Source organism: Candidatus Leptovillus gracilis (assembly GCA_016716065.1).
Classification (GTDB): Bacteria; Chloroflexota; Anaerolineae; order Promineifilales; family Promineifilaceae; genus Leptovillus; species Leptovillus gracilis.
Map to the genome: position 1 here is coordinate 91,664 of JADJXA010000011.1, position 25,412 is coordinate 117,075.

General features: G+C 59.6%; 20 protein-coding genes and 1 pseudogene. 10 read left to right on the forward strand and 11 right to left on the reverse strand.

Annotation, left to right across the window (positions count from 1 at the left end; genetic code table 11):
* Nucleotides 1-145: 145 nt before the first annotated feature.
* Nucleotides 146-1,540 (forward strand): tRNA (N6-isopentenyl adenosine(37)-C2)-methylthiotransferase MiaB, encoded by a 1,395-nt coding sequence (gene miaB, locus IPM39_21510; protein MBK8988614.1) that lies wholly within the window; start codon nt 146-148, stop codon nt 1,538-1,540.
* A 23-nt stretch (nt 1,541-1,563) separates the two neighbouring features.
* On the opposite strand, the gene IPM39_21515 is transcribed toward miaB, so the two are convergent.
* The 9 genes from IPM39_21515 to IPM39_21555 form a co-directional block, all read right to left on the reverse strand.
* Complete coding sequence (locus IPM39_21515; protein ID MBK8988615.1) at nt 1,564-2,694, reverse strand: glycosyltransferase family 4 protein; 1,131 nt, start codon at nt 2,692-2,694, stop codon at nt 1,564-1,566.
* A gap of 9 nt (nt 2,695-2,703) precedes the next feature.
* Nucleotides 2,704-3,450 carry a class I SAM-dependent methyltransferase gene (locus tag IPM39_21520; GenBank protein MBK8988616.1) on the reverse strand — a complete coding sequence of 249 codons (747 nt, stop codon included), beginning with the start codon at nt 3,448-3,450 and terminating at the stop codon, nt 2,704-2,706.
* Nucleotides 3,447-4,598 (reverse strand): glycosyltransferase family 4 protein, encoded by a 1,152-nt coding sequence (locus IPM39_21525; protein MBK8988617.1) that lies wholly within the window; start codon nt 4,596-4,598, stop codon nt 3,447-3,449. The genes IPM39_21520 and IPM39_21525 overlap by 4 nt, the downstream gene beginning before the upstream one ends.
* Nucleotides 4,595-5,431, reverse strand: a complete 837-nt coding sequence (locus IPM39_21530; protein MBK8988618.1) for a glycosyltransferase — start codon at nt 5,429-5,431, stop codon at nt 4,595-4,597. Before IPM39_21530 ends, IPM39_21525 begins: the two co-directional genes overlap by 4 nt.
* Before the next feature lie 30 nt (nt 5,432-5,461).
* On the reverse strand, nt 5,462-6,346 hold the full coding sequence (locus tag IPM39_21535; protein MBK8988619.1) for an alpha-1,2-fucosyltransferase: 885 nt from the start codon (nt 6,344-6,346) through the stop codon (nt 5,462-5,464).
* Between the two features lie 3 nt (nt 6,347-6,349).
* Nucleotides 6,350-7,123 carry a methyltransferase domain-containing protein gene (locus IPM39_21540; GenBank protein ID MBK8988620.1) on the reverse strand — a complete coding sequence of 258 codons (774 nt, stop codon included), beginning with the start codon at nt 7,121-7,123 and terminating at the stop codon, nt 6,350-6,352.
* 76 nt (nt 7,124-7,199) lie between these two features.
* Nucleotides 7,200-8,018 carry an FkbM family methyltransferase gene (locus IPM39_21545; protein MBK8988621.1) on the reverse strand — a complete coding sequence of 273 codons (819 nt, stop codon included), beginning with the start codon at nt 8,016-8,018 and terminating at the stop codon, nt 7,200-7,202.
* A 5-nt stretch (nt 8,019-8,023) separates the two neighbouring features.
* Entirely contained in the window at nt 8,024-8,575 is a 552-nt protein-coding gene (locus tag IPM39_21550; GenBank protein ID MBK8988622.1) for a DUF268 domain-containing protein, read from the reverse strand.
* Between the two features lie 224 nt (nt 8,576-8,799).
* Nucleotides 8,800-10,170, reverse strand: a complete 1,371-nt coding sequence (locus IPM39_21555) for a lipopolysaccharide biosynthesis protein (GenBank protein ID MBK8988623.1) — start codon at nt 10,168-10,170, stop codon at nt 8,800-8,802.
* A gap of 108 nt (nt 10,171-10,278) precedes the next feature.
* Between IPM39_21555 and IPM39_21560 the strand changes: the two genes are divergently transcribed.
* The 4 genes from IPM39_21560 to IPM39_21575 all read left to right on the forward strand — a co-directional run bounded on the left by IPM39_21560 (nt 10,279) and on the right by IPM39_21575 (nt 18,152).
* On the forward strand, nt 10,279-11,376 hold the full coding sequence (locus IPM39_21560; GenBank protein ID MBK8988624.1) for a glycosyltransferase: 1,098 nt from the start codon (nt 10,279-10,281) through the stop codon (nt 11,374-11,376).
* Nucleotides 11,377-11,496: 120 nt separating this feature from the next.
* Nucleotides 11,497-15,975, forward strand: a complete 4,479-nt coding sequence (locus IPM39_21565) for a peptidylprolyl isomerase (protein MBK8988625.1) — start codon at nt 11,497-11,499, stop codon at nt 15,973-15,975.
* Between the two features lies 1 nt (nt 15,976).
* Complete coding sequence (locus IPM39_21570) at nt 15,977-16,978, forward strand: undecaprenyl/decaprenyl-phosphate alpha-N-acetylglucosaminyl 1-phosphate transferase (protein MBK8988626.1); 1,002 nt, start codon at nt 15,977-15,979, stop codon at nt 16,976-16,978.
* Nucleotides 16,932-18,152 (forward strand): M20/M25/M40 family metallo-hydrolase, encoded by a 1,221-nt coding sequence (locus IPM39_21575; GenBank protein MBK8988627.1) that lies wholly within the window; start codon nt 16,932-16,934, stop codon nt 18,150-18,152. Before IPM39_21570 ends, IPM39_21575 begins: the two co-directional genes overlap by 47 nt.
* Here the strand turns inward: IPM39_21575 and IPM39_21580 are convergent.
* Complete coding sequence (locus IPM39_21580) at nt 18,149-19,903, reverse strand: hypothetical protein (GenBank protein ID MBK8988628.1); 1,755 nt, start codon at nt 19,901-19,903, stop codon at nt 18,149-18,151. The genes IPM39_21575 and IPM39_21580 overlap by 4 nt on opposite strands.
* Before the next feature lie 290 nt (nt 19,904-20,193).
* On the opposite strand from IPM39_21580, the gene IPM39_21585 reads away from it, so the two are divergent.
* The 5 genes and pseudogenes from IPM39_21585 to IPM39_21605 all read left to right on the forward strand — a co-directional run bounded on the left by IPM39_21585 (nt 20,194) and on the right by IPM39_21605 (nt 24,670).
* Nucleotides 20,194-21,393: an aminomethyl transferase family protein gene (locus IPM39_21585; GenBank protein MBK8988629.1), complete on the forward strand. Its 1,200-nt coding sequence runs from the start codon at nt 20,194-20,196 to the stop codon at nt 21,391-21,393.
* A 44-nt stretch (nt 21,394-21,437) separates the two neighbouring features.
* A complete protein-coding gene (locus IPM39_21590; protein ID MBK8988630.1) occupies nt 21,438-21,590 on the forward strand; it encodes a nucleotidyltransferase substrate binding protein in 153 nt (50 codons plus the stop codon).
* A pseudogene (locus IPM39_21595) lies at nt 21,587-21,922 on the forward strand (nucleotidyltransferase domain-containing protein). The gene IPM39_21590 and the pseudogene IPM39_21595 overlap by 4 nt, the downstream one beginning before the upstream one ends.
* Nucleotides 21,906-23,483 (forward strand): NAD(P)/FAD-dependent oxidoreductase, encoded by a 1,578-nt coding sequence (locus tag IPM39_21600; protein MBK8988631.1) that lies wholly within the window; start codon nt 21,906-21,908, stop codon nt 23,481-23,483. The pseudogene IPM39_21595 and the gene IPM39_21600 overlap by 17 nt, the downstream one beginning before the upstream one ends.
* A 101-nt stretch (nt 23,484-23,584) precedes the next feature.
* Nucleotides 23,585-24,670: a hypothetical protein gene (locus IPM39_21605; GenBank protein MBK8988632.1), complete on the forward strand. Its 1,086-nt coding sequence runs from the start codon at nt 23,585-23,587 to the stop codon at nt 24,668-24,670.
* Between the two features lie 24 nt (nt 24,671-24,694).
* Here IPM39_21605 and IPM39_21610 read toward each other — a convergent pair whose 3' ends face one another.
* Nucleotides 24,695-25,405 (reverse strand): polysaccharide deacetylase family protein, encoded by a 711-nt coding sequence (locus IPM39_21610; GenBank protein MBK8988633.1) that lies wholly within the window; start codon nt 25,403-25,405, stop codon nt 24,695-24,697.
* Nucleotides 25,406-25,412: the final 7 nt, after the last annotated feature.

Below are 25,412 nucleotides of genomic sequence, written 5' to 3' on the forward strand. Positions count from 1 at the left end.
CTTTTTGTTTGTTGGCTAACCAACCAACCAACCAACCAGCCAACGTCTAATACCCGTATTCGGTATTCCGTATTCCGTCAGGCGCTAACTTTGTCGAACACCAACGGAAAACGGTATACGGACTTTGGTTTACGGCTACTAACCTATGAACAAAACCTACCACTTTTGGATCACCGGCTGCCAGATGAATTACGCCGACGCCCGGCGCGTGGCGACCGAATTGGAGAAAATCGGCTATCGGGCCACGCCGCGGCTGGAAGAGGCCGATGTCGTCGTGCTGGAGACCTGCACCGTGCGCCAGCAGTCCGAAGACAAAGCGTACAACAAACTGGTTAACCTACGGCCGCTCAAAGAGCAAAAACCAGATATGACCATCGCCGTCATGGGCTGCATCGTGGGCGTGCGCGGCAACGATGCGCTGGAAAAGCGGTTCCCTTTTGTAGATGTTTTCATGGAACCGAGTACCGATGGCGCGCCTCTGGTGGCCCATCTGCGTCAGGGCGACGACCTGGCTTTTGAACAGGCCAGCGACGCCCAGCGCCACGCCTGGCAAGATGGCGAAGTCATCCTGCCCCCTGACCAACGCGGCCAGCTGGTTGCTGCGCCGGTGTCCGTGGTCTATGGTTGCTCCCATGCCTGTTCCTTTTGCATTATCCCGCAGCAGCGCGGCATCGAGCGCAGCCGTCCGGTGGGCGAAATTGCCGCCGAGGTGCGTTCGTTGGTGGCTCAGGGCGTGAAGGAAGTGATGCTGCTGGGGCAAATTGTAGACCGCTACGGCTACGACGTGGCCGACGGCCCTGATCTGGCCGATTTGTTGCGGGTGATCAACGACATAGACGGCCTGGCGCGCATTCGCTTTCTGACCAGCCATCCCAGTTATATGACCGACAAAATTTTGCACGCCGTGGCCGATCTGCCCAAAGTGATGCCGCAGATCGAGGCGCCTATCCAGGCTGGCGACGATGATGTGCTGCGGGCAATGAAACGGGGCTATACCGCCGACGATTATCGCCGCCTGATCGGCCGCATTCGCCGCATTGTGCCCGACGTGGCAATTCACAATGATGTGATCGTCGGTTTTCCCGGTGAAACCGACGCCCAATTCCAAAAGACCTACGATATTTTGCGCGAGTTGGAGCTGGACAAAGTGCATCTGGCCCGTTACAGCCCGCGCCCCGGCACAGTCAGCGCCCGGCGCATGGTAGATGACGTTTCTGAAGATGAGAAGCGCCGTCGTTTTCATTTGATTGAAGAGCTGCAAAAAGAGATCGCCGACAAGAAGATGGCCCGTTGGTTGGGCGAAACGGTGGAAGTTCTGGTGGAAGATCGGCCAAAAGAGCGCTGGCGCGGCCGCACGCCGCAGAGCAAACTGGTCTTTTTTGATGACCCGCGTGACCTGAAGGGTAAGTTGGTTCAGGTGCGCATCCAACATACCGGCCCCTGGAGTTTGTCTGGGGTGGCGGTGGATCGGCCGGTGGTTGAACGGGTAACGGCCGTTCCCGATATGTTCTCTGGCATCCCACTGCCGTTGGTGGGCTGATGGGGTGAGCGGCGGGACAGTGTTCAGTGTTCAGTGTTCAGGTGGCGGTAGAGGGACAAGGTGGCGGCGGCCGTTTTTTGCCAGGAGAATTGTTTTGCTTGCGTTAAGCCGAGCGCCTGGTGGCGTTGGCGGGCTGTTTTGTCGGTGAGCAGGTGGTGGAGAACGGCCGTTATCTCGGCCACGTTCGCCGGATCAAAATAGGCGGCTGCTGCCCCGCCCACCTCTGGCAGACTGGAAGCGTTGGCGCAGGCGACGGCCGTGCCGCAAGCCATTGCTTCAATCACCGGCAGCCCAAACCCTTCGTATTGACTGGGAAAGACAAACAACCCGGCCCCGCTGTATAACCCCGGCAAATCCCCTTCGGCTACCGGCCCCAGAAACGTGATATGCGCTGTGAGATCGAGGCGCACGGCCGTTTCTTTCGCCTCCGGGTAGCGCCCATCCCATGCCCCGGCAATGACCAACTGCGGCGCGGCGGTTAGCTGTGCGGCTAACTCCTTCCAGGCCGTAATCAGACTAACCAGATTCTTGTGCGGTTTGTTGATGCCCAGGTAAAGCACGTAGCCGGGCGGCAGGTTGTACCTGGCGCGAACGCGCTCGATTTCTGTTGGCGATTGGGGTTGGAAATGAGGGTCGGCGGCCAGGGGCACGACCGTTATCTTCTCCGGCGGGATGGGGTATAGGGCCAGCGCGTCTTGCCGCGTAAATTCAGAAATGGCGACGATGTGGTCGGCCGTTCGCAGCGCCAACCTGGTGAGCAGACTGGTGAGGAGCCGGGCGCGAAGCGAGACGTACTGCGGGTAGCGCTGGGGGATCAGGTCGTAGAAGGTCAGCAGGGTGGGCGCGCCGGGGCGATAGGGCATGAGGTAATAAGGGCTGTGGTAAACGTCGGCCTGGATTTGGCGCAGCAGTTTAGGAATTTGCCGCTGCTGCGCCGGCGCGAAGGGGGAAACGGCCGTATCCACCCACTGCACCTGTTCTGACGACGGGGGAAGCTGCCAGCGCGACGGCCGTGACGGGTCGCGCAGCAAAATCAGGCGTTCGTCGGTGGCCAGCAGGGCCGACAGCGCCTGGGCCAGGTTGCAGACATAGCGGCCGATGCCGGGGAAGTGGTCGGTAGCCGCGCGGGCGTCGAAGACATAGGTGCGCATCATGGGCCGACATCAGGGCTGGGGTTTTTGCGCCACCAGTTCTAAAGAGTGACACAGCCAATTGACCACCGGGATTTTGACTAAGTGTTGTTCGACGGCCGTAAACCGGGCTTCGTGGCGGTTGTACATTTGCCGCGCGCGCACCGGCAAGCCGGTGAGATTCTTAGGGAAAAAGTTGTGCCGCCGGGCGACCAGCACCCTGAACCCGGCCTGCTGCAACATTTGCCGGGTGCGACCAAGAGTGTAACGCCGGTCATGATACCACAGCCCGCGCATCCGGTTGATAAATTCTGTGTAGGCGTAGACCTGGGGTAGTTGATAGATAAACAGGCAGCCGCCCGGTTGGAGTACGCGAAAAATCTCGGCCAGCGCGGCCTGGTCGTCGGGCACATGTTCCAAAACGCCACAAGAGAGCAGCCCGGTAAACGACGCTTCCGGCCAGGGCAGTTCAGTGGGGTGGTTGGCCCGTACAAAGGACACGTCGGGCAAAATAAAGCGGGGGTCGCGCTTGTCGTCTACGTCGTAGCTGGTGATGTCCAACCCGCGCCGGTGCAGCAGCCAGCTCATCTGGCCGCGCCCGGATCCCCAATCGAGTACACTGCCCGCCGGAATATACTGCTTCACTTCATCGGCGAAGCGCAGATAGTTCTGGCTGGTGGCTTTGCTGCTGAGGTGGGTGTTCACGGCCGTTGCCGGGTCTTCAAACAGAATGTCCAATTCAGCCGCCGGCGGCTGGTCATTGGCGAGAGGCGTGGTCATGGTTGATCTCCTTGCAGGACGGCAAGATAAATCGCCGTCGTTTTTTGTATTTGTTGGGGCACTGAAAACGCTGCCGCCAACCGTTCTCGGCCCGCCAGGCCCATACTTTGTTGGGCGGTAGGATTGGCGAGTAAGGTGTGAATGGCATCTGCCAGGGCGGCGGCATCGTTGGGCGGCGTCAGAATACCGGTACGGCCGTCTTGCACAATTTCCAGCGCACCGCCAACGGCCGCAGCGACGACCGGCAGCGCGTAAGCCATCGCTTCCAGCAAAACAGTGGGCAGGCCCTCCGGCTGGACAGCATTATACACCACCACAGCAGCCGCCTGATAAAACCGGCCGACATCCGGGCGCGGCCCAACCGCGTGCAGGCGGCTGCCCAACGACGCGCCGGCAATGGCCTGTGTCAACTGCTCCAGATAGATATGATCGGCCGCTTCGCCGTCGTCTGGGCCGCCCACCAGGACAAAATGAGCATCGGGGTGGTGGCTGGCGGCGATTTCAGCGGCGGCGATGAACAGGTGCGGCGCTTTGCCGGCTATCAATCGCCCTACATTAAGCACCAGGGGCGCGTCTGGCGGAATGCCCAACTCGGCGCGAATGGAAGGCGCGTTATCTGGCGCAGCGGCCAGATTGAGGCCGTTGGGGATGATGGTTATTTTGTTTGTCAGGCCGCAGGGGGCATACAAATCCGCCAGCCAGCCGGAGACGGCGATGGTCTGGCGGGGGATGGGGGCCAGCCAGCGTACCAGCCGAGGCGGGAAGGTATTGTCGTGCAGGGTCCAGACGACGGGGGTGCGCGTGAGCCACCCAGCCAGGCTGCCGACGATGTGGGCGCGTACGGTGTTGGTGTGGACGAGGGTGATGGCGTGTTGGCGGATAAGGCGGGTAACGGCCGTCACGCTCCGGGCCAGGTTCAACGGCAGCCGCCAGCCAGCTTGGTTCAGCGTGTCGAAGGGCACGGGCAAGATGGGCACGTCACTGCCCGCCAACCGCTGCGCCAACGGTGAATCCGGGGCGGTCGCCACGAATGGTTGGAACTGCCGCCGGTCCAGGTGTTGCAGCAGCGTCACTAGCACAGCCTCCGCGCCTCCCCAAATGGGGGCGTGGTCCAGGTAAAGGATGGGAGCCGGCGACTGGACCATCAATCCTGGCCTCCAGGCGAAGATAGCTGGCGTGGGAAGATGTGGGTGGCGACATAGAGTCGAACAGCGCTGTAGAGCCGAACAGCCAGGAGTTTGCAGCCGTTGAGCAGCAGGATTTGGTAATAAATGGGGTAGCCCAATCGGATCATGGCCGCCCGGCTGGCGCGCAAGTGCAGCGCCAATCGTTTTAGTTCAGTTTTGAAATTGTTGGATAGATTCTGCGGATGGTGATGGCGTGTTTGCAGCACTTCGGCAAGGTTGGCTACTTGCCCAGACGCCGCCAGACGCGACCATAATTCGTAATCCTGCACGTAATAGAAGGCTTCGTTATAACCACCAACGGCCGTTAACGCTGCTCGCCGCATCATCGCCGAAGAGTGGCAAATTGGGTTCTCCATCAACATCGCCCGCCGGATGTCGGCGTTGGTGGTGGGGGGGAAGACGTCTATGGACCGATTGCGCAGCGTGTCTACGTGACGGTAGGCTGTGCCCAGCAGCACGACCTCTGGGTGAGCGTCCAGATAGGCCACCTGGGCGGCGAAACGGCCGGGCCAGGCAACGTCATCGGCGTCCATACGGGCGATGTAACGGCCGGTGGCCAGGGCGATGCCTCGATTGAGCGAGCGTGTCAGGCCGATGTTTTCCTGGTGGCTGATGCGCAGCCGGGGGTCGGTGAATTGGGACAGGAGGACGGCCGTTTCATCCGTGGAGCCATCGTTGATGATGATGAATTCAAAGTCGGTGAAGGTTTGGGCGAGGATGCTGTCTACAGCTTGTTGTAGATAGGCCGCGCCGTTGTAGACGCTCATCAGGACGGAAAGGGCAGGTGGTTGCATGAGTAACTCAGTTGCGCCGTGATTGGTGACCTAAATTTTGATCCAGGTTTCGGGGATGATGTCGGCGTTGTCTCGATGAGGATTACGGTACCATTTTTGCGGCGCATAAACCTGTTTTTGCGGATCGGGATTCAACCAGGCTCCCCACCAGCTAAAGGAACTGTTGGCGATGATGTGATGCTGGCAAAGACTCATCAGCCATAATTCAGTGGCATCCTGAAGGCGGCCATCTTCCCGGCTGACGACAATAACTGGGTGCGGCAGGCGCAGGTTTTCTTTGGCCCAGACAGGGTCGTCGGAGAAAATGAAGAAAGACGGCCGTTCTACCTTTTGGCTGATGTGGGCGACGCAAGCGTGGTAGTATTCCAGGCCGCATGTACCGTGCTGCCGGTTGGTATGCGCGTCGCTGACATAATCGCCCCGGCGGATGTGAATGCTGACGGCTTGGGTATCAGCTATGTACGCGGCAATCTCCTGGCTGTATGGATCAGGCGTGCTTTTTAGGGTGAACTCGCGCCGAATGAGTGGTTCGATGTTCTGGAAGTATTGTTCGCTTTGCCAATAACCATCCAGGTAAGTGTCTCCCGTTTCTGTCCATAACCGTCTGTTTACCGGCATAACATGGCTTTCGTGCAGGATAGTCCAACGGTAAAAGAGCTTGAAATTTTGCCGGACGCGGAAGAAAAGTTTAACGAGTTTGTTTTTGCTTTTGCCTCTGATTTGGGTCAATTCGGCGGCCGCAGCGAATGTTTCCTGGATGGCGAACGGGGACAGGCTGTAACTGCGTAGTTGCTGGCTGTCGTAATACGAGATGTCGAGTTTGAGGGTTGTTTGCAGGCGGTGAGCCATTTGCCGCGCGGCTGCATATTGAAACATCTGGTTGCCGAGTCCTCCGGCGAGGCGTACGATGATCATGGGCTACTGTTTTTTTGCTTTGATGTGTAAACCAAAAGAGAGCAATTGTTCGGCGCCCTGGCTGCGTTTGGCCGGTTTTTCTAGCCAGGCAAGGAGAAGGCCGAGGATGAAGCGAAGATGGAGGGGAACGGCCGTGTCTGCATACTCTTTGCTTGCCCAGGGCAGACGTCGTAGTTCCTGGGCGAGGAATTCAAAATAATTGCCATTCCACTGCATGTCTTCAATGGTGTACCCCATCGTTTCCAGCCAATACTCATAGAAATAACGGCTGTAACCGGTTTGGAAGAAGTAAGGGGCATAATGGGTAAGCGAGGCAAAGGGCGCAGTGACGATCAAGACGCCGCCGGGGCGTAAAACCCGGGTTAGTTCTCGTAAGGCGCTAATCGGGTCCGGCACATGTTCTAGAACCTCTATGCACATAACGGCATCAAAGGAAGCCTCTTCTACGGGAATATCGGTGATGTCGCTGACGATATCCAGCCGGGTCTGGTCCCATGTGCCAGTTTGCAAACCTATTCCGTCGCCTTCTCCGGTGTATTGAGCGAAATCCTGGCTGACGTAGTGAAGATGACTGCACAGGTTTTTGTAACGCAGTTCGCCAGCGCCGGCGTCGAGGATGCGCTGGCCGGCGGGTATGGCTTGCAAAGTTTTTTCCAGCCATGCCTCGCGGGTTTGCCGGTTGCGCGTGCCCACGATGCCGTTGTCGCCGGTTAGCAAGCGATATAAGCGGTGGCTGCCGGATTGATTTTCCTTTGTACGAGTTATTTTCTGGTTCATTGTTTTTAGGTACGACCTGATTGTGTGGTCTATGGAAGATTTTGCCTGGAGCAACAGCCGTGTCCGAACCCTGTTTCTAATTCTGAACAAAAAGATAATTAGGCCCGCCAAAATCGCGTGTGCCTGAATCTAGCCAGCGCTGCACATCACCGGGCGTCACTGCTCGCTGCGCTGCGTCGGCCGTCACCGCCTGATAGCCATGCCGCCAGAAAAGGGCAAAGGTTTCGGCAAACTGCCGGTTCAGGCCGCCGGGATGGTGTTCGTGGAAGGCGATTTCCACCAGCCAGGTGGGCGGCGGCGTTTGCGCCAGGGTTTGGTCGGCGCTTTGCAGCAGATCGTATTCTACCCCTTCCACGTCAATTTTAATCAGCAGCCGCTGCCCGGCAAAACGGCCGCCCAGCACAATATCCAACGTGGAGAGGGGAATGGTCTGGCGCAGCGTGGCCGGCGCGCCCGCCCAGCCGCTGACCAACGACGCGCCGGTGCCGCTGCCATACAAAACGGCCGTGCCCGGGCGCCGCGCCAAGCCACAAGGAATGACCTCCACGTCGTCCCAGCCGTTGGCCTGGAGATTGGCGTACAGATAATCCAGGTTGCTTGCCAGCGGTTCGATGGCGACCGTTTGTTTGCCGGCGGCCCGCGCCAGGCAGGCGTAAAAGCCGATGTTGGCCCCCACGTCTACAAAGACGGCGATGTCGGGCAGCAATTTTTGCACAACGGCCGTTTCCTCCGGCTCGAAGTGGCCGCTTTGCATGGCGGCATGGCCCATCAGGGAAAAGCCAAAGGGAGTGGGCGACGGCCGCTGCCGCTGCAACGTGGCCCAATGGCGATATGAGCGCAGGCTGAGGGCCAGCGCCGGATTGCGTTCAACCAGAGATTTCAGGAAACGTCGCACGATGGTTATCCTTGTGAGTGGTGTGGCGCGGCAGCCTTGCGGAACCAGAACAGGCCGCAGGCATAGTTGCTGTGCGCCAGCGCCGCCGGATTGATGGCTTCGGCGAAACGGCCGTGATCATCCACGCCGCAAAATTCCACCAGTTCCAAATCGGCAAAGTAGGCGCAAATGGTCTGGGGGTCGTGGATGCGGTGGGCGTTGAATTGCAGCCGGGGGCGGCCCACCGGCAGGGCGAAGTAAAGATTGCCGCCTGGAGCCAGGACGCGGGCCAGTTCCCGCGCCGCCTTTTGCGTGCCCAGGGGGTCCAACGGGTCGCCGTAGCGCCCCAGGCCGATGTGTTCGGCGACATGCAGGCAGGAGAGGGAGGTCAGCGAGTTGTCGGCGAAGGGCAGGGCCAGGATGCTGCCGCCTAGCGACGAGAGGCCGCTGAGGCTGACGTGCAGCGGCCGATAATCTACAAACAGCACCGGCACAACGGCCGCCAGCAAATTGGCGAACAGCACCTGTGAGGCCACGTCTACGTGCCGGGCGGGCTGGTTGGCCGTGACGCGGCGCATGGCCCAGGCGTTGACGTAGAAATAATGGGGGTCGAAGGTGGAAACGGCCGTTTTGTCATGCAGTTGGGGGTAGGCGTCGCCGAGACGCAGTGGCTCGGCCTGGGGCAGCCGCCGGTAGGCGCGCCAATCGCGCCAGAACCAGCGATAACCGCGCAGCCCATTCAGCGTGTGGATGGGGTCAAACACAGGCCGCAGCCATTTGTAGAACCGGTTGAGAAAGCGCTTCACAATACCTGATTTTCCGTTCCGAACTGGGTTTCCGGGCTGCCTGTCTCTCGGCCATTGTGGCGGACCAGCGCCAGAATCCAGATAATGTAAACAACGCCGGAAACGACCCCGGCAAAGATCACCCCTGGCAGGCCATAAAAATGGGCGGCGGCAAAATTGAGGCTGGTGGCACAAACGGCCGTGCCAATCTTTGGCGCAATAAGCCGTTTTGTATTCGCCTCGCTCAACAGGCTGATGGTAGCTACCTGCCCGGTGGCAAACAGGCCGCCGCCCAGGATAATCCAGGGCAGCAGCCAGGAAATAGCACGGTATTCCGCGGCGACCAAGACGTTAAAGATGGGGCCATGCAGGAAATAGGCCAATCCCGTGCCCAAAACAGTCACGGCCAGCGCTGCGGCCGTCAGCCATTGGTTCACCTGTGTCGTGGTCTTCATGCGCGACGCATCGGTGGCGTCGCCTGCTTTTTGGAAAAGAATCGGCGTGATCAACTGCGTGACCAGGGTTGTAACCAGGGTGATGGGATAGTAACCCAGGCGGTACAGAACAGCAAAATAGCCTACGCTGCTGGTGGAGGCGCTGATCTGCAACGCCCAGCGGTCGGAGGACATTTGCACCCAGGTAAACACGCCCCAACCGGAGATGGGCAGCGCATAGTCGCGTAGTTTGCGCCGCCAGCCATACACCGCTAGGGCGGTTGGCTGGTTTTGCATCCCCGGCAGCGTCAGGACCTTGCGCCGGAAAAAGTAGGTTTGGGAAGGAAGCACCAGGAAGGCGGCCGCCGCGTAACCCAGCATGGCGTTGCCGCTGGTGGGGCCAAGACGAATGACGGCCAACAAGACCAGGGCTACTTGCAGCCACTGCCCCAAGGCCGCGTGCCAGGCCACGATCTTGCGCTGGCGCAGCGCGTTTTGCATCCCGTTGAGAATCTGGTTGTAGCCGGTGAAGAGGGCGTAGACCATGGCGGACACCAGGAAAAAGGCCCAATTTGTCCGGCCAAACAGCGCCAGACCACTGCTGATAACGGCCGTTGCCAACACCGTCCACAGGCTCACCTGGCCGATCAGGCTCCACAAGGCGCGCAGATAAGCGGCCGTACTCTGGTCTTCTTCCGCCGGCGATAAAAATCGTAAGGCGGCCCCGGCCAGCGGCCCCAAAATGATCTGGTTCACCAGGGTGGCGATGGTCATAATTAAGGCGATCTCGCCAAAGGTGGTGGGCGAAAGAACGTCTGTGAGCCAGCGCAGCCCAATCAGCCCACCAAGGATGGCGGCTCCCTGGCCTACCAGAATCCACGAAAACTCTTTGCCTAAACGAGAGAAGATGGAGAATTTAAACCATTGAGGCGGATACGTTTTACGGTCGGTCATGCAAATCAACTCGCTCTTTTTATCGTAAAGAGTGGGCGGATGCTACCACAGGCGACCCCTAAATGCTAGAATGGAGGCGTTACGCAAGCAATCAACAACAGGGCATCCATGAAAATCATTCACGTCTATAAGGATTACCACCCCGTCCGGGGCGGCATTGAAAACCACATCCGAACCCTGGCTGAAGCGCAAGCGGCGGCCGGCCATCAAGTGACCGTTCTGGTGACCAACCCCGGCGGCGAAAAGCCGGATGTGCTGCTGAACGGCGTGCGCGTGGTGCGGGCGGCGCGGCTGGCAACGGCCGCTTCCACCCCGCTGAGCCTTACCTTTCCTCGCCTGCTGCGCCGCCTGGAGGCCGACATCGTGCATTTGCAGTTTCCCTACCCGTTGGGGGAACTGAGCCAGTGGTTGGTGGGGGGGGAACGGCCGTTCATCATTTCCTACCAGAGCGACGTGGTGAAACAGCAAACCATCCTGCGCCTGTACGAGCCGCTGCTGCGCCGCGTGCTGCGCCAGGCCAGCCGCATTCTCGCCAGCAGCCCCAACTACATCGCCACATCCCCCTACCTCAGCCCGCTGGCCGACCGCTGTACCGTCGTGCCGTTGGGCATTGATCCGACCCCGTTTTTGCACGCCGAACCGCTGCCCTTGCCACCGTCCGACCTGCCGACGCTGCTGTTTGTCGGCCGCCATCGTTATTACAAAGGCGTAGACACGCTGATCCGCGCCATGCCAGACGTGGCCGCCCGGCTGCTGGTGGCCGGGGATGGCCCCATGCGGGCGACCTGGGAAGCGCTGGCCGCGGAGTTGAACGTGACCGACCGGGTGCAATTCCTGGGTGACATCAGCGACGCCGATTTGCCCCGCCTTTACGCGGCGGCCGACGTGTTTGTGCTGCCTTCCAACGTGCGCGCCGAGGCGTTTGGCCTGGTTTTGCTGGAGGCGATGGCTGCCGGGCTGCCGTGCATCACCACCGAGGTGGGCACGGGTACGTCGTTTGTGGTGCAGGATGGGCTTACCGGGTTGGTTGTACCACCTAAAGATGAACGGGCATTGGCAACGGCCGTCGCCCACCTCCTGGACAACCCTGCCCTACGTCGGGAAATGGGCGCAAACGGCCGTGCCCGCCTCCTGGCCGAATTCACCACTGCCACTATGGTCGCCCGCGTGGAGGCCATTTACCGGGAAATTGTCAATAGTCAATAGCCTTATGGTCAATTGTCAATTGGCTATTGACCATTGACAATTGTCCCCTCGTTTGCCCCCCTTTTACCGATAGGATAACATTCTCTCCCGTACAAAATCGTCCAAAGGATTCGTGGTGGTATGAATTCAAAACTTTCCCAATGGTGCGAAGGTCTCATCGAGGCCGGTTGGATAGCCGCTGTGATTGCGGTTCCGCTGTTCTTCAATATCCACTCTGATCGTGTTTTTGAACCGGATAAATTGACGCTGCTGCGCTCGATTGCCGTGCTGATGTCGGTGGCCTGGCTGGTGCGCTTCATAGACCGGCAGGATTGGCGGCAGGTGCAGGCGTGGCTGCGGCCGAAGGCAGAAATGGCCGTATGGCGCATCCCCTTCGCCCTGCCCATCTTCTTGTTGGTTGTTGCTTACCTCATCTCCACCCTGTTCTCCGTCTCACCCAGCGTCAGCCTGGCCGGTTCTTATCAACGGCTGCAAGGAACCTACACGACGTTCGCCTATATCGTCATTTTTGCGCTGATTGCCAGCACCATGCGCAGCCGGCAGCAGTTGAACCGCCTGGTCACCTTTGCCATCATCACCAGTATCCCGGTGGCTTTTTACGGCTTTTTGCAGCACTTTGACTATGATCCCCTGCCCTGGGGCGGCGAAACGACAGAGCGTGTTGCCGGGCACATGGGCAACGCCATCTTCATCGCCGCCTACCTGATCATGGTCTTTCCACTCACCCTGGCGCGCATCATCGCCGCCTTTAACAGCATCCTGAATGACGAGGCACTTTCTTCAGCCGATGTAATCCGGGCTTCGATTTACATTTTTGTCCTGTTCCTGCAATTGTTCGCCATCATTTGGTCTGGCAGCCGCGGCCCCTGGTTGGGGCTGGGGGTGGGATTGTTTGCCTTTGTGCTGATTCTGTTGGTGGCTTTACGCAACGCGGTGGAAGATCACGGCCGTTTCCGGGCGGTAGAGGCAGTGAAGGCCGCCGGACTGGTGTTGGGCGGCGCGTTGGCTGCCTACCTGCTGGGTTCCCTGCTGGTTGGCGCGGTGGCCGGGACCGGCCGCTTCGCTTCTCTCGCCGGCGGCATGACCTCCTTTGTTGCCTTTCTCGTCGCCCTGGCCGTGCCCGGCTTGCTGATTTTTGTCATGATGGCGGCGCGGCGCGGCTGGCGCTGGTTGTGGCTGAGCTGGATTGTGCTGGCCCTGTCTGTTTCTGCCTGGGTGGTGGTTTTCAACCTACCGACAGAAGTCACCGAACCGCTGGCGGAAACGCCGCTGGTGGGCGGCGCGTTAGACACGCTGGATTCCTGGCGCGAACTGCCGCGCATTGGCCGCCTGGGCCGCCTGTTGGAAGCTGATGATGGCACAGGGCGGGTGCGTACTCTCATATGGGAAGGCGCGCTGAAACTGTTTTTGCCGCACGAACCATTGGCCTTCCCCGATGGTAAGGTGGATACATGGAATGTTTTACGGCCGTTCATTGGCTATGGCCCGGAATCCATGTATGTCGCCTATAACCGCTTTTATCCTCCCGAACTTGCCAGCCTGGAAGCGCGCAACGCCTCGCCAGACCGTTCGCACAACGAAACGTTCGATGCGCTGGTCATCACCGGATTGTTGGGGTTTGCCGTCTGGCAGTTTATCTATCTGAGCGTCTTTTATTATGGTTTTCGCTGGCTCGGCGTGCTGCGGACCAAACTAGAACGCAATTTGCTTATTGGCTTGTGGTTGGGCATGGGCGCGTTGTCGGCCGTTTTGTTCACTGTCTGGCAGTCACCGGCCTGGCTGGGGGTAGCCTTCCCCTTTGGCAGCATTGCCGGGTTGGTGGTGTATCTGGTGTATTACGCCTTTTTTGCCCCCGTGCCCGAAGAACAGACCGATCCATTTGCGCCCGACCGCCTGCTGTTGGCCGGTTTGTTGGCGGCCGTTTTGGCCCATTATGTCGAAGTCCACTTTGGCATTGCCATTGCCGCTACCCGGCTGCACTTTTTTGCCTACGTCGGGTTGATGTTGGTGGTGGGATATGTGCTGCCATTGGTCCAGGAAACGGCCGTCTCTGCGCCATCCCTCGCGCCCACCCGTTCCCGCAAACGGCGCGCCGTCATCCGCCCGGAAAGCGGCGACCTGTGGGGTCCGGTCGTTTTGTCGGCGTTGATGCTCATGTTGATGTTGGGCATCCTCGGCTTCGAGTTCACCACGTTTACGCCTACGCCCGGCGTTACCTACAGCGACGCAGCTGATTTACCGGTCTCCGAAATTTTTCACCAATCCTTTTTTGTTGATCCCGGCGAAGATTTTGCCGATTCGCCTTATGTGTTTGCCATGTTGGTACTCACCTGGGCGTTGGGCACAGCTCTGGTTGTCGCCGAATTGGTTAAATCGGGCGAACTGCAATTCCCGGAAGACGAGCCGCCGCTGCCAGACGGCCGTTCCCGCATCGTCGGTGCGGCGTTTTTGGCGATTGGCCTGGTCAGCCTGGGGCTGCGTTTTGGCTTACCAACGCCGGCAGACGCCGGCCCAACCTGGTTTTTAGGCCGCCTGCTGCTGTTGTTGTGGGCGGTCCTTTGTATGTGGGCGGCGGCCCGGCTGCTGTTTAATCTCAGCCAGGCCCGTCTGGTGGCCGGGCTGGTGGCTCTGGCCGGGCTGCTGTTTACCCTGCCGCTGTTGGCCGCCGGCAATGGGTTGTGGGGCTTGGGCACGGCCGTTGTTGCCGGTGGCTTGTTGTGGTTCGTCTGGTCCAATGGCTGGCGCACCTCACTTGTACCAGTTGGCGTTCTCGCCCTGATTTCCTTTGGCGGCGCCCTCGTATACACCTATATCCAGGCTGCGCTGCTGCAAGCCAGCCTGTTTGCCCGGCCGACGCAAGCCCTGGACACCGCTGACAAGCTGCTAGAGTTTCGTGTCAGCGAGGCCAGCCAATCCAGCACGTTTCTCACCCTGTTCTACCTGTTTGTGATTGTTATTTTGCTGGCGTCGGCCTTTGCCCTGTCCAGCCAGCGCATGGCCCAAAGCAAAACGGCCGGCTCGGCCGTCGGTTTCGCCAGCCTGGCGGCGCTGCTGTTGGTCGGGCTATTTCTGGTCAGCGTTACCAATATGCGCATCATTCAGGCGGATATGGTCTATAAGCGGGGCAAACCCTTCGACCAACAGGCGTCCCAACAGCGCGATTTGCAGACCTGGGATGTGGCTATCGCTATTTATGAGCGGGCGATTGAGATGGCCCCGCGTGAAGATTTTTACTATCTTTTCCTGGGGCGCGCCCTGCTGGAGCGCTCCACGCTGACCGAAGATGTGGTTGAAAAGGAGACGTTTTTGGACCAGGCGGCGGCCCGGCTGCGGCGGGCGCAAGACATTAATCCGCTCAACACCGACCATACGGCCAACCTGGCGCGCCTGAATACGCGCTGGACCGAATTGACCCAGGATGCCGCCAAACGGGCCGGCCATCTGGCCGATGCCGAAACCTATTACCGGGAAGCAATGGCGCTTAGCCCACAAAATTCGGTGATTCGTAATGAGTACGCTCGCCTGGTGTTGGGGCTGCAAAATGATTGCGATAGGGCGCTGGCTGTTTATGATGAGGCTGTGGCCATAGACCCGTATTACGACGCCAACTTCTTTGGCCGGTCCGATACGTTGGTCTCTTGCGCGGCCGAACTGCCAGAGGCAGAACGACTGGTGTATTATGATCGCGCCCTGGCCGACATCCAATCTGGTCTGGCGTTGAGTCCCAGGAGCCTGCAAGCCTGGCTGCGGGCGGCCCAGTTGAACCAGGAATTGGGTGATTCGGCCGCGGCAATCGCCGCCTATGAGGAAGTGCGCAGTCTGAACACCGGCGGTGCGGTCCCGGTCTGGCAGGTGGATTATGTGCTGGCGACTCTGAACCGGGATGCCGGCAATACAGAGCAGGCGATTGCCGCCGCGCAGCGGGCGTTAACCACCGCTCCGGCCGAATCTACAGCGCAGGTGCAGGCGCTGCTGCAAGAGTTAACCGGCCAGCCGGTTACGCTGCCAGAATCACCGCCGCCGCCGGAACCGACCTCGCTGGAGGGGGAACGGCCGTTGGCCCAACTCTCCCCCGCCGCGCGCAACAATGTCTTCGATGCGCCGCCGCCGCTGACCATTGATGGCAACGGCCGTTACGAAGCTATCATCACCACCGCCAAAGGGGAAATGCGCCTGCGCCTCTTCGCCGATGTCGCCCCATTGGCTGTCAATAACTTCATTTTTCTCGCCAACCAGGGCTTTTATGATGGCACAACCTTCCACCGGGTGTTGGAAGGGTTCATGGCTCAGGGCGGCGACCCCACCGGCACGGGCGGCGGCGGTCCCGGCTACCAATTCGTCAACGAAACCAGCGACGGCCTCGGCTTCGACCGCCCCGGGATGTTGGCGATGGCCAACGCCGGACCAGACACCAACGGCAGTCAGTTTTTCATTACTTTTGCGCCGGCCGGCTGGCTGGATGACGGCTACACCATTTTTGGCGAGCTGCTGGCCGGTGAAGATGTGCTCAATTCACTCACGCGGCGCGATCCGCAAGCCAACCCGACGCAGCCGGGCGACCTGATTCAGCGGATTGACATTATCGAAGGCGAGCAGTAGCGTGCAAGCGGTTCTGGTGATATTTGTGATTGCCCTGGCGGTAACGGCCGTTAGCATCCCCTGGGTGCGTAAAGCGGCCATTGGCCTCGGTTTTGTAGACGCCCCGGCGCAGCGCAAATTGCACACCGACCCCATTCCCTTAATGGGCGGCGTCGCCATCTTTGGTGGGGCGATGATTGCGGTGTTGGCCTTTGCCAACGGCCTGGCCAGTTCAGTGATCGGCGTCGCCCTGGCGCTTAGTCTGGTCGCCCTGGTTGGTCTGGTAGACGACCGCATTGGGCTGCCGGCCTGGGCCAAGTTAGGCGCGCAGTTCCTGGCTTTTCTGGTCCTGGCTTACTTCGGCATCCGCGTGCAGCTTCCCATCCCCGATGCGCTCAATTACCTGCTCACCTTCTTGTGGCTGGCGGGCATCAGCAACGCCATCAATTTCCTGGATAACATGGATGGTCTGAGCGCCGGCGTCAGCGCGGTGGCGGCGTCGTTTATGCTGCTGCTCGGCCTGCAGAACAATCAATTCCTGGTATCGGCGCTGGCGGCGGCTATTTTGGGGTCTTGTCTGGGATTTCTGCGCTACAACTTTAAACCGGCGCAGATTTTTATGGGGGATGCGGGTTCTCTGTTTTTGGGCTTTTCGCTGGCGATTTTAGGGCTGCAACTGCGCTTTCCTGGCAACGTCAGTTTTGTCACCTGGATGGTCCCGGTATTTATCTTGGGTCTGCCTATTTTTGATACGACGCTGGTGGTGATTTCGCGCATTCGGCGTGGCGTTAGCCCTAACACGGCTGGGAAAGATCACACCAGCCACCGGCTGGTGAATAGGGGCTACAGCCAACGCGAAGCTGTTTTGCTGCTGTACCTCATCACCGGGGCATTTGGCATGATTGGTCTCTTTGTCACCAAGGCCACCGTGGCCGAAGGGTATCTCATCGCTGCCGTAGCCGCGGTGGTGGCCCTGTATGCCATCTACCGGTTGGAGAAAGAGGGCGCGGCTGAACGGCCGTGATCCCTACATGGAAGGGGAAATGATGGACTGGGACGCCCTTTTAGCGGATTGTGTGCGCTTTGCCCAACGATTGGTGCAGACGCCGAGTATGCCCTTTGCCGAACGGCCGTTAGCCGAATTGGCTGCCGCCGAACTACGCGCCCTGGGCTGCGACGAAGTGTGGCTGGATGCGATGGGCAACGTCAACGGCCGTCTTTACGGCCAGGACCGCAGCTTGCCGGCGTTGGTCCTCAACAGCCACACCGACCACGTAGACCCCGGCGACCTGGCCCTGTGGCCCACGCCGCCATTCGCCGCCGAGATTGTAGACGGCCGTATCGTCGGCCGCGGCGCGGCGGATATTAAAGGACCGCTGGCAGTGCAGGTGTACGCCCTGGCCGGACTCATTCGTCATGGCGAACGCCCGCGCCGCGATGTCGTGTTTAGCGGCGTGGTGCAGGAGGAAATTGGCGGCGCGGGGGCCAGATTCTGGGTGGAAAACCTGGATTATCCGGTGGCCCTGGTGGTCCTGGGCGAACCTTCCAACAATGACATTGCCGTGGGGCATCGGGGGATTTTGCAGATGTGGCTGCGGCTGCACGGCCGTTCCGTCCATGCCAGCGTGCCGGAAAAAGGGTGTAATCCCAACTACAAATTAGCCGATTTTTTGCAAGCCTTGCAGGCGCACAAAGACGAACTGGGACGTCATCCTCTGTTAGGCCCCACCACTGTCGCCCCCACCATCGTGGAGGTAGATACCAAGAGCGGCAACGTCACTCCCGCCTGGGCGCGTGTGCTGCTGGATTTTCGCACGGCCGCCGAAAGCGCCAACAGCCTGCAAGCCTTCATCCACGCTCTGGTCGGCGATTGGCCCCACGACATCAGCAGCGCTTGGGACGCGCCCGACACGCCGCTGCCCGACTCCGACGAGACGATTTACGGCTTCTACACCCCGCCAGACAGCGCTGTGGTCACACGGGCCAAAGCGGCCATTGATGCCGGCATGGGGCGGTCGGCCGATTTGTTTAGCTACCAGTTTGCTACCGACGGCCGTCACTTTGCCCCCTATGGCATCCCCATCATCGGTTATTCGCCGGCCGAAGAAGCGCAGGCGCACGTAGCCGGAGAAAGCATCAGCATCGCCAAAATGGACAAGGCGCTGCGCGGGTATGTGGCGCTGCTGCGTCGTTTTTAGATGAGGAAAAGCTGTCTGGCGGTCTGGGCGATGACGCCGGCCGGATGGTCATGCAGCTGCGTGATGCTTGTGGCAGCCAGGGTGGAGGGCAGCGGCCGTCCGCCGCTTGCTCCTAACCCCATGAATGGATACAAACCGGGTTGATACATCTCTTCCACGCCGCTGATATGCTGTTCCACCCGGCCGTGATGGTTTAGCAGTGTCAGGTCAGTGAACAGCGTGCCGCGCCGACTGCCCTTGCGCCAGAAGGCGATGGAAGATGGGCCAAAGGTGACGGCCGTCTCCCGCACACTTTCCCCCGCTGCCAGGGCCGGCAGAGCTACATCGTAAACGGCCGTGTCGTGCCACACAAAGCAGCGCTGTTCGGCGAAGACACGATGATAGCCGGCCAGCGTGGGGCCATACGGCGAGGCCCAAAACTGCGTCTGCCGCCGGTGGGCGGTGGCGATGGCTTCCTCCACGTACAGACCGCGCTGCATCGCCCCGCGCATGATCCAATTCCCGGCGATGCGGTAAAGGTGGCGGGGTGTGGCAGCGAACACGGCCGTTTCGCCAAACAGTTCCGTCGCCAACATCTGCATCTTGCGCGGCTGCCCACCGCCGATGTCCAACAGCAATAGCTGCTGGCTGTCCGGCGGGTTTACCGCCAGACCATCGCCAAACAAAGCAAAGCGACAGCCGGCGCGCCCGTTAAACAGGGCGGTTTCCCGCAGGATGCCACCGATGCCCAACTCCACCAGCCGGAACTGCTCGCCGTCATGTACGACTGCCCGTAAACGGCCGTTATCCATCACCCGCACCGCCTCAATAGAACCAGGCGTGGTCAGCAGGCAGGCGGCGGTGGCTGTTGTCTGGTCGGGTACGGCCGTCAAAACGGGTAATACGTCTATCTGATTATTCGTATAGCCATTAAGAAGCGCAACCGGAAATGACCCACGCTGGCCGCGTTCAAACACGTCACGCACATGTTGGCGCAGGGCGGGCGAGAGGGACGCCGGTGGTACGGCCGCTGCGGGATAGACCACAGCGGGGTGCAAAATGCTCACACCGGCCTGGGCACGGGCGGCCAGCGTTTTGTGCTGCGGGTGGACGCCGCCATAAGGATGCACGCCGAGCAAGCTGCGCACCAACAAGACAAAAAACGCATACCAGTCGGTGGCCTGGGAGAAATACGGCCGTTGGCCGAAGTCAGCCACGCCATAAAGCTGGGGGTCGAGGAACAGCTCCATCGCCACCGGGCAGGGGAAGGGGCTGATCTGGTAGCTGTCCACGTCCAACCAGGCCGGCAGGCCGGAGAGACGCGCCCCTGGCGTGAGGAATATATTCTGGTCGTTGAGGTCGCCAACGATGACGCCAAGCCGGTGTAGGGCGCTGAGGGTGGCGTGGATTCGTTGGAACAGCGCCAGGACGTCGGCAGTGGTGATGCCCTGCTGGTGGCGAAAATGGAGGTTGGACAGCTTTTTGATGGGCGCGCTGCCGACTGGCAGCCGGGCCATCTGAAAGCCGATCACCAGCCCGCGTTGGTCGGTTGCCAGGGCTGAGGGGCCAAGCACACCGGGCGGCAGGCGTTGGCTGAGGCCGCTGTTTAGCAGGTGGCGTAGTTTGGCGGCGTGGGCGGGTCGGGGCTGGTGGTAGAGTTTTACGGCCGTCTCCCCCAGACCAAACACCATGCCCTCGCCGCCCGACTGAATCACCTGCGTGGCATCCAGGGTAATGGTTTGTTGATTGATGATGATGGTTTGTTGGGTCATGGTTTGTTGCGCCAGGGCTGTTCTTGGTTAGTTAAGTGTATTTATAACACTAAATAATAGTGTAATAAAAACACAATGTCAACTTCCAGTTGCCTGTCCGCCAATAAGTGGTACGATTTTGGGGCGAAGAAGTTGGCTGCGTTGATCGCTTGTTAGCCAAGACCAACCGCCATAGTGGAAGTATTCAGGAGCCAGTATTCAGTTTTCACTGTGTGTTTTTCAGAGGCAATGCCGACTGGAAACTGGTCACTGAATACCTATCACTGCTACCAGTGAACCATCTACGAGGAGTGTTTATGCCACAACCGACTCCCTTTCACGGCCGTGCAGCGGCTGTATGCGAAAGTCATGAATGGCGTACCTGGGCCGGCTACCTGGCGGCGGCCGTTTATGAACCCTCCCATGAGCGCGAGTATTACGCCATCCGCAACAGCGCCGCCCTGATCGACGTGTCGCCGCTGTTCAAGTACGAAATCAGCGGCCCGGACGCCGCCCGGCTGGTGGACCGCATCATCACCCGTGACGTGAGCAAATGCCGCGTGGGGCAGGTATTGTACACCCCCTGGTGCAACGAAGATGGCAGCGTGATAGACGATGGCACGGTCCATCGTCTGGCCGAAAACCATTTCCGCATAACTGCCGCCGATCCGAATCTACGTTGGTTTCAGGATGTGGGCTACGGCCTGGACGCCCGCGTGGTGGACGTGTCGGCCGATCTGGCCGCCCTGTCCCTGCAAGGCCCTAGCAGCCGCGCCATCCTCAAAGAGCTGATCCACGACATCAACTTCGATAAACTGCCCTTCTTCCGCTTCGCGCAGGGCACGCTCGATGAGTACCCTGTCACCGTCTCGCGTACCGGCTACACCGGCGACCTGGGCTACGAACTCTGGCTGCGCCCAGGAGACGCTGAGCCGATTTGGGACCGCCTGATGGAGACCGGGGTGCGTTACGGCGCGCTGCCCGTCGGCATGGTGGCCCTGGACATCGCCCGCATTGAAGCCGGGCTGCTGCTGATCGAAGTGGACTACATCTCCGTCCAATACGCCGTCAGCGAGGCGCAAAAATCGTCGCCCTATGAGTTGGGGCTGGGCTGGGCGGTGGACCTGGGCAAGGGGAATTTTATCGGCCGCAAGGCGCTGCGGGCGGAGCAGGCGCGCGGATCCAAATGGGCCTTTGTCGGGCTGCACATTGATTGGACCGACCTGGAGCGATTGTTTGCGCGGGAGAATTTACCGCCGAAAGTGGCGGGGCGGGCTTCGCGCACGGCCGTTCCCCTCTACCAAAACAATCGCCAGCAGATCGGCCAGGCCACCAGCCAGACCTTCTCGCCCATCCTCAAGCAGTACATCGCCATCGGCACGGTGCTGACGGAATATGCCACGCCGGGCACGGCCGTGCAAATGGAGGTGACGGTGGAATATGGCCGCGAACGGGTGCAGGCAACGGTGGTGAAGACGCCGTTTTATGAGCCAGCGTGGAAAAGAGATTAGAGATTGGAGACTGGAGATTGGAGACTGAAAACGGGGAGGCGTGGATGGAGATGATTATTAGTCGTAATTTAACGTCGCATACGTTTAATGAAAGCACGGCCGTTAAAATCGCCACCGCCATCCGCAGCACCTATTTTGCCGAGTTCATCACCTTCCAACGCAAAATGAACCGTATTAAACAGGAAGAACAGACGTGACATTTGGTTTGAAGCTGTCCGTTATCCAACAAATTAGCACTGTCCTGGCCCGGCCCGGTATCCCCAGGTAAAAAGCGATCCTGTATGGTTCGCGTGCGAAAGGCAGCGCCAAACGGGGTTCAGACATTGACTTGACGTTGGTAGGCAAACAAGATTTAACCCTCAAGATTTTGTATCAGATTATTGCTGAGATTGACGATCTGTACTTGCCCTACACCAATGACTTGTCTATTCACAGCCAGATCAGTGACGCCGACTTGTTGGATCACATCAGGCGTGTCGGCATAACATTTTACGAAAAACAAGAACAACCACATGAAACAACAATATGATGCCATCATCATCGGCGGCGGGCACAATGGGCTGATCACGGCCGCCTACCTGGCCAAAGCAGGCAAAAAAGTGCTGGTGCTGGAAAAGCGCTACCTGGTCGGCGGGGCCAGCGTCAGCGAAGAAATCTACCCCGGCTTCAAATACACCGTCTTCTCCTACGTCGTCAGCCTGCTGCGGCCGGACATCGTGCGCGATTTGCAGCTTGCCCGGCACGGCCTGACCATCCTGCCGCTGGAGAGCACCCTCACGCCGCTGGCCAACGGCGACTACCTCTACCGCGATGGCGACCATTACCGCAGCCTGCGCGACATCGCCCGCCACTCGGAACGAGACGCCGGGGCGTATGACGATTACGGCCGTTCCATGTACTTCATGGCCAAAGCGGTCAAATATATCCTCAGCATGGTCCCGCCCGACCCCACTTCGCGCAATCCCGCCGATTGGCTCAGCCTGCTGGACATGGCCCGCCACTTTCTGGGCCTGGGCGAAGAGCAGCTTTACCTGCTGGCCAAACTGATGACCATGAGCGCCGCCGACTTTCTCGACCAATGGTTCGAGTCCGACCCGCTCAAGGGCACGATGTCGGCCAGCGGCATTATCGGGACCTACCTGGGGCCGCGCTCGCCGGGCACGGCCTACGTCCTGCTGCACCATTACATGGGCGAGATTGATGGCGCTTTTCGCGCCTGGGGCTTCGCCAAGGGCGGCACAGGCGGCGTCGCCGACGCTATAGCCCGCGCTGCACAGGCGTGGGGCGCGGAGATTCGCTGCAACGCCCCGGTCGCTCAGGTCATTGTCAAGAACAATCGAGCCATCGGCGTCGCCTTGGAAAACGGCGACGAAATCTACGCTGACGCCGTCGCCTCCAGCCTGGACCCCAAACTGACCTTCCTCAAACTGGTAGACCCGAAGCAGCTGCCAACCGATCTGGTCGCATCCATCCACAAATTCAACACACGCGGCTCATCCGGCAAAGTCAATCTGGCCCTGGATGTCCTGCCCGACCTGACCTGTATGCCCGGCCCCGGCCGCCACCTGGCCGGGGCGATCTCCATCAGCCCCAGCATAGATTACATCGAGCGGGCGTATGATGAGGCGAAATATGGCGAGTTTAGTCAACGGCCGTACATAGACTGCATCCTCCCCTCCGTCATAGACCCGGGCATGGCCCCACCCGGCAAACACGTCATGTCCTGCTTTGTGCAATATGCCCCCTACGACCTTAACGGCGGTTGGAACGATGCCAGGCGCGAAGCGTTCGGCGATGCGGTAATTGACACCCTAAGCCAATACATGCCCAACCTGAAGAACATCATCCTCCACCGGCAAGTGCTGACGCCGCTGGACATCGAGGAGATGATCGGGCTGTCGCAGGGCAACATCTTCCAGGGGGAATTGAGCCTATCGCAGTTATTTTTCTTACGGCCGGCGGCCGGCTGGGCCAAATACCGCACGCCCATCAAAGGGTACTGGCAGTGCGGCTCCGGCACGCACCCTGGCGGCGGCATTATGGGCGCGCCAGGACAGTTGGCGGCGCTGGAAATGTTAAAAGATGGCTGACACACTGCGCCAGCAGTGTGCAGACAACCGTTTGGCGCTATAATCTCTATCCCGGTTATTTGGGGTAACCTGACCTACAAAAATATAGGAGAAAGACAGCTATGAATAAACATGATGTGCAACTGCTGCAACAATTCCGTGGCTACCCGGCCATCAGCATCTTGCTGCCAACGCACCGCACCTCCCCGGACAATCGCCAGGATCCTATCCGGGTGCGTAACCTGGTTCTGGAAGCGGGCAACCGGCTGCTGCAAGAGTTCAGCAAACGCGAAATGGAGACCATACTCGCCCGTCTGGAGCAGGCGGCCAACGAGATTGATTATCGCGGCACGCTAGATGGCCTGGCGATCTTTGTCAACCAGGACATTAGCCGCATCTTGTACCTGCCGTTTACCTTAAATGAGCGCGTTGTGATTGATGAGACCTTTGCCACCCGCGACCTGGTCTACGCGCTCAATCGTACCACCCGTTACTGGGTATTGGCCCTCAGCGAAAATTCGACTCGCCTGTTTGAAGGTGTGCGTGAAGAATTAATTGAAATTCGTGAAGAAGGCTTCCCGCTGGTCCATACTGGCGCAACCAGAGGCAAAGCCGTGCCCACCGATCCGGCGGTCCAGGCGTCGGCTTACCGGGATGAACGCCACCGCCAGTTTTTCCGCCAGGTGGACGAGGCGTTTAAGCCATTTTACACCGACGATGAACTGCCCCTGGTTGTGGTGGGGGTGGACCGCTACCTGGCCTTCTTCCAAGAGGTGACGGCGCGCCCCGGCGCAGTCGCGGCAACCTTACAGGGCAACTACGACAAAGCCGCCCCACATGAATTGGGCAAATTGGTCTGGCCGCTGATGGAGGAAGTCGAAACGCAGCGGCGGTTGGAATACCTGGATGTATTGGGGCGAGCCGTCGGGCAGCGGAAGTTTGTCTCCACGGCCGAACAGGTGTGGCGGTTGGCGCAAGAAGGGCGCGGCCGGCTGCTGCTGGTGGAGCAGGATTTCCACTTTCCTGGGCGTCTCAGTGAAGACGGCCGTCTCCTTTTTGCCGCCGACGACCCCACTGCGCCAGATGTAATGACCGACGCCGTGAATGAGATTATTGAGATGGTTTTGTCCAAGCAGGGGCAGGTCGTCTTTGTGGACAATGGGCAGTTAGAACAGCATCAGCGCATTGCGCTGGTGCTGCGTTATTAAACTGCAAAACAGACCTGACAGTTCTCAGAGAGCTGTCAGGTCTGACAGAGTCGCGAAGCGGTAGCCACGCTTTTTCAGGGCGGGCACAACCCGGCGCAGCACCTCCACCGTGCCTTCCCGGTCGCAGCATCCATCGTGCAGCACAATGATAGACCCCGGCTGCACGTTGCCCAAAATGTAACCGGTGGCAAATTCAACAGAGTGGAACTGGGCGTCGTAAGGGTAAATGGAACCGACAACGCAGCGGTAGCGATACGGCCGTATCTGCTCCAACATGCGCGTATTATAAAAGCCCGAACCGGGCCGGAACCAGCGTACCGGCCCAAACGGGGCAATCAGCGCGTGGGTTTCCGCCAATTGACGGTCAAATTCGCCGGCGTCCAGAGTGATGGAACGCTGGTCACTCATCAGGTGATTGCCCAGTTCGTGCCCCTCGGCTACGATGCGGCGCATCACTGCCTCATTGCCGGGGACCTGGCTGCCGATAATGAAAAAGGTGGCGGGCACTTGCAGCTCGGCCAGCGCGTCTAAAATCTCCGGCGTCAGCTCATCGTGGGGGCCATCATCAATTGTCAGAGCGATGACTTTGTCGTGGGGGTCGGCGCGGAACAGCACCTCATCGGAAGTTTGCTCCTCTAACAGACGCGAAAAGAGCCGGGCCTTGAAGAAAAAGCCAGCGGCGGCGGCGGCGCTGAGGACGCTAAGAAGTAAAAAAGTGCTTTTTGTTCGGCGCATGATCATT

Bases quoted from the DNA above. Each gene is read 5' to 3' on its own strand.
- IPM39_21575 (MBK8988627.1), top strand. From the start codon at position 16,932: ATGCCATCTACCGGTTGGAGAAAGAGGGCGCGGCTGAACGGCCGTGAT.
- IPM39_21590 (MBK8988630.1), top strand. From the start codon at position 21,438: ATGGAGATGATTATTAGTCGTAATTTAACGTCGCATACGTTTAATGAA.
- IPM39_21540 (MBK8988620.1), bottom strand. From the start codon at position 7,123: ATGAACCAGAAAATAACTCGTACAAAGGAAAATCAATCCGGCAGCCAC.
- IPM39_21560 (MBK8988624.1), top strand. From the start codon at position 10,279: ATGAAAATCATTCACGTCTATAAGGATTACCACCCCGTCCGGGGCGGC.
- IPM39_21550 (MBK8988622.1), bottom strand. From the start codon at position 8,575: ATGCGCCGCGTCACGGCCAACCAGCCCGCCCGGCACGTAGACGTGGCC.
- IPM39_21605 (MBK8988632.1), top strand. From the start codon at position 23,585: ATGAATAAACATGATGTGCAACTGCTGCAACAATTCCGTGGCTACCCG.
- IPM39_21520 (MBK8988616.1), bottom strand. From the start codon at position 3,450: ATGACCACGCCTCTCGCCAATGACCAGCCGCCGGCGGCTGAATTGGAC.
- miaB (MBK8988614.1), top strand. From the start codon at position 146: ATGAACAAAACCTACCACTTTTGGATCACCGGCTGCCAGATGAATTAC.
- IPM39_21530 (MBK8988618.1), bottom strand. From the start codon at position 5,431: ATGCAACCACCTGCCCTTTCCGTCCTGATGAGCGTCTACAACGGCGCG.
- IPM39_21535 (MBK8988619.1), bottom strand. From the start codon at position 6,346: ATGATCATCGTACGCCTCGCCGGAGGACTCGGCAACCAGATGTTTCAA.
- IPM39_21555 (MBK8988623.1), bottom strand. From the start codon at position 10,170: ATGACCGACCGTAAAACGTATCCGCCTCAATGGTTTAAATTCTCCATC.
- IPM39_21600 (MBK8988631.1), top strand. From the start codon at position 21,906: ATGAAACAACAATATGATGCCATCATCATCGGCGGCGGGCACAATGGG.
- IPM39_21580 (MBK8988628.1), bottom strand. From the start codon at position 19,903: ATGACCCAACAAACCATCATCATCAATCAACAAACCATTACCCTGGAT.
- IPM39_21565 (MBK8988625.1), top strand. From the start codon at position 11,497: ATGAATTCAAAACTTTCCCAATGGTGCGAAGGTCTCATCGAGGCCGGT.
- IPM39_21515 (MBK8988615.1), bottom strand. From the start codon at position 2,694: ATGATGCGCACCTATGTCTTCGACGCCCGCGCGGCTACCGACCACTTC.
- IPM39_21610 (MBK8988633.1), bottom strand. From the start codon at position 25,405: ATGCGCCGAACAAAAAGCACTTTTTTACTTCTTAGCGTCCTCAGCGCC.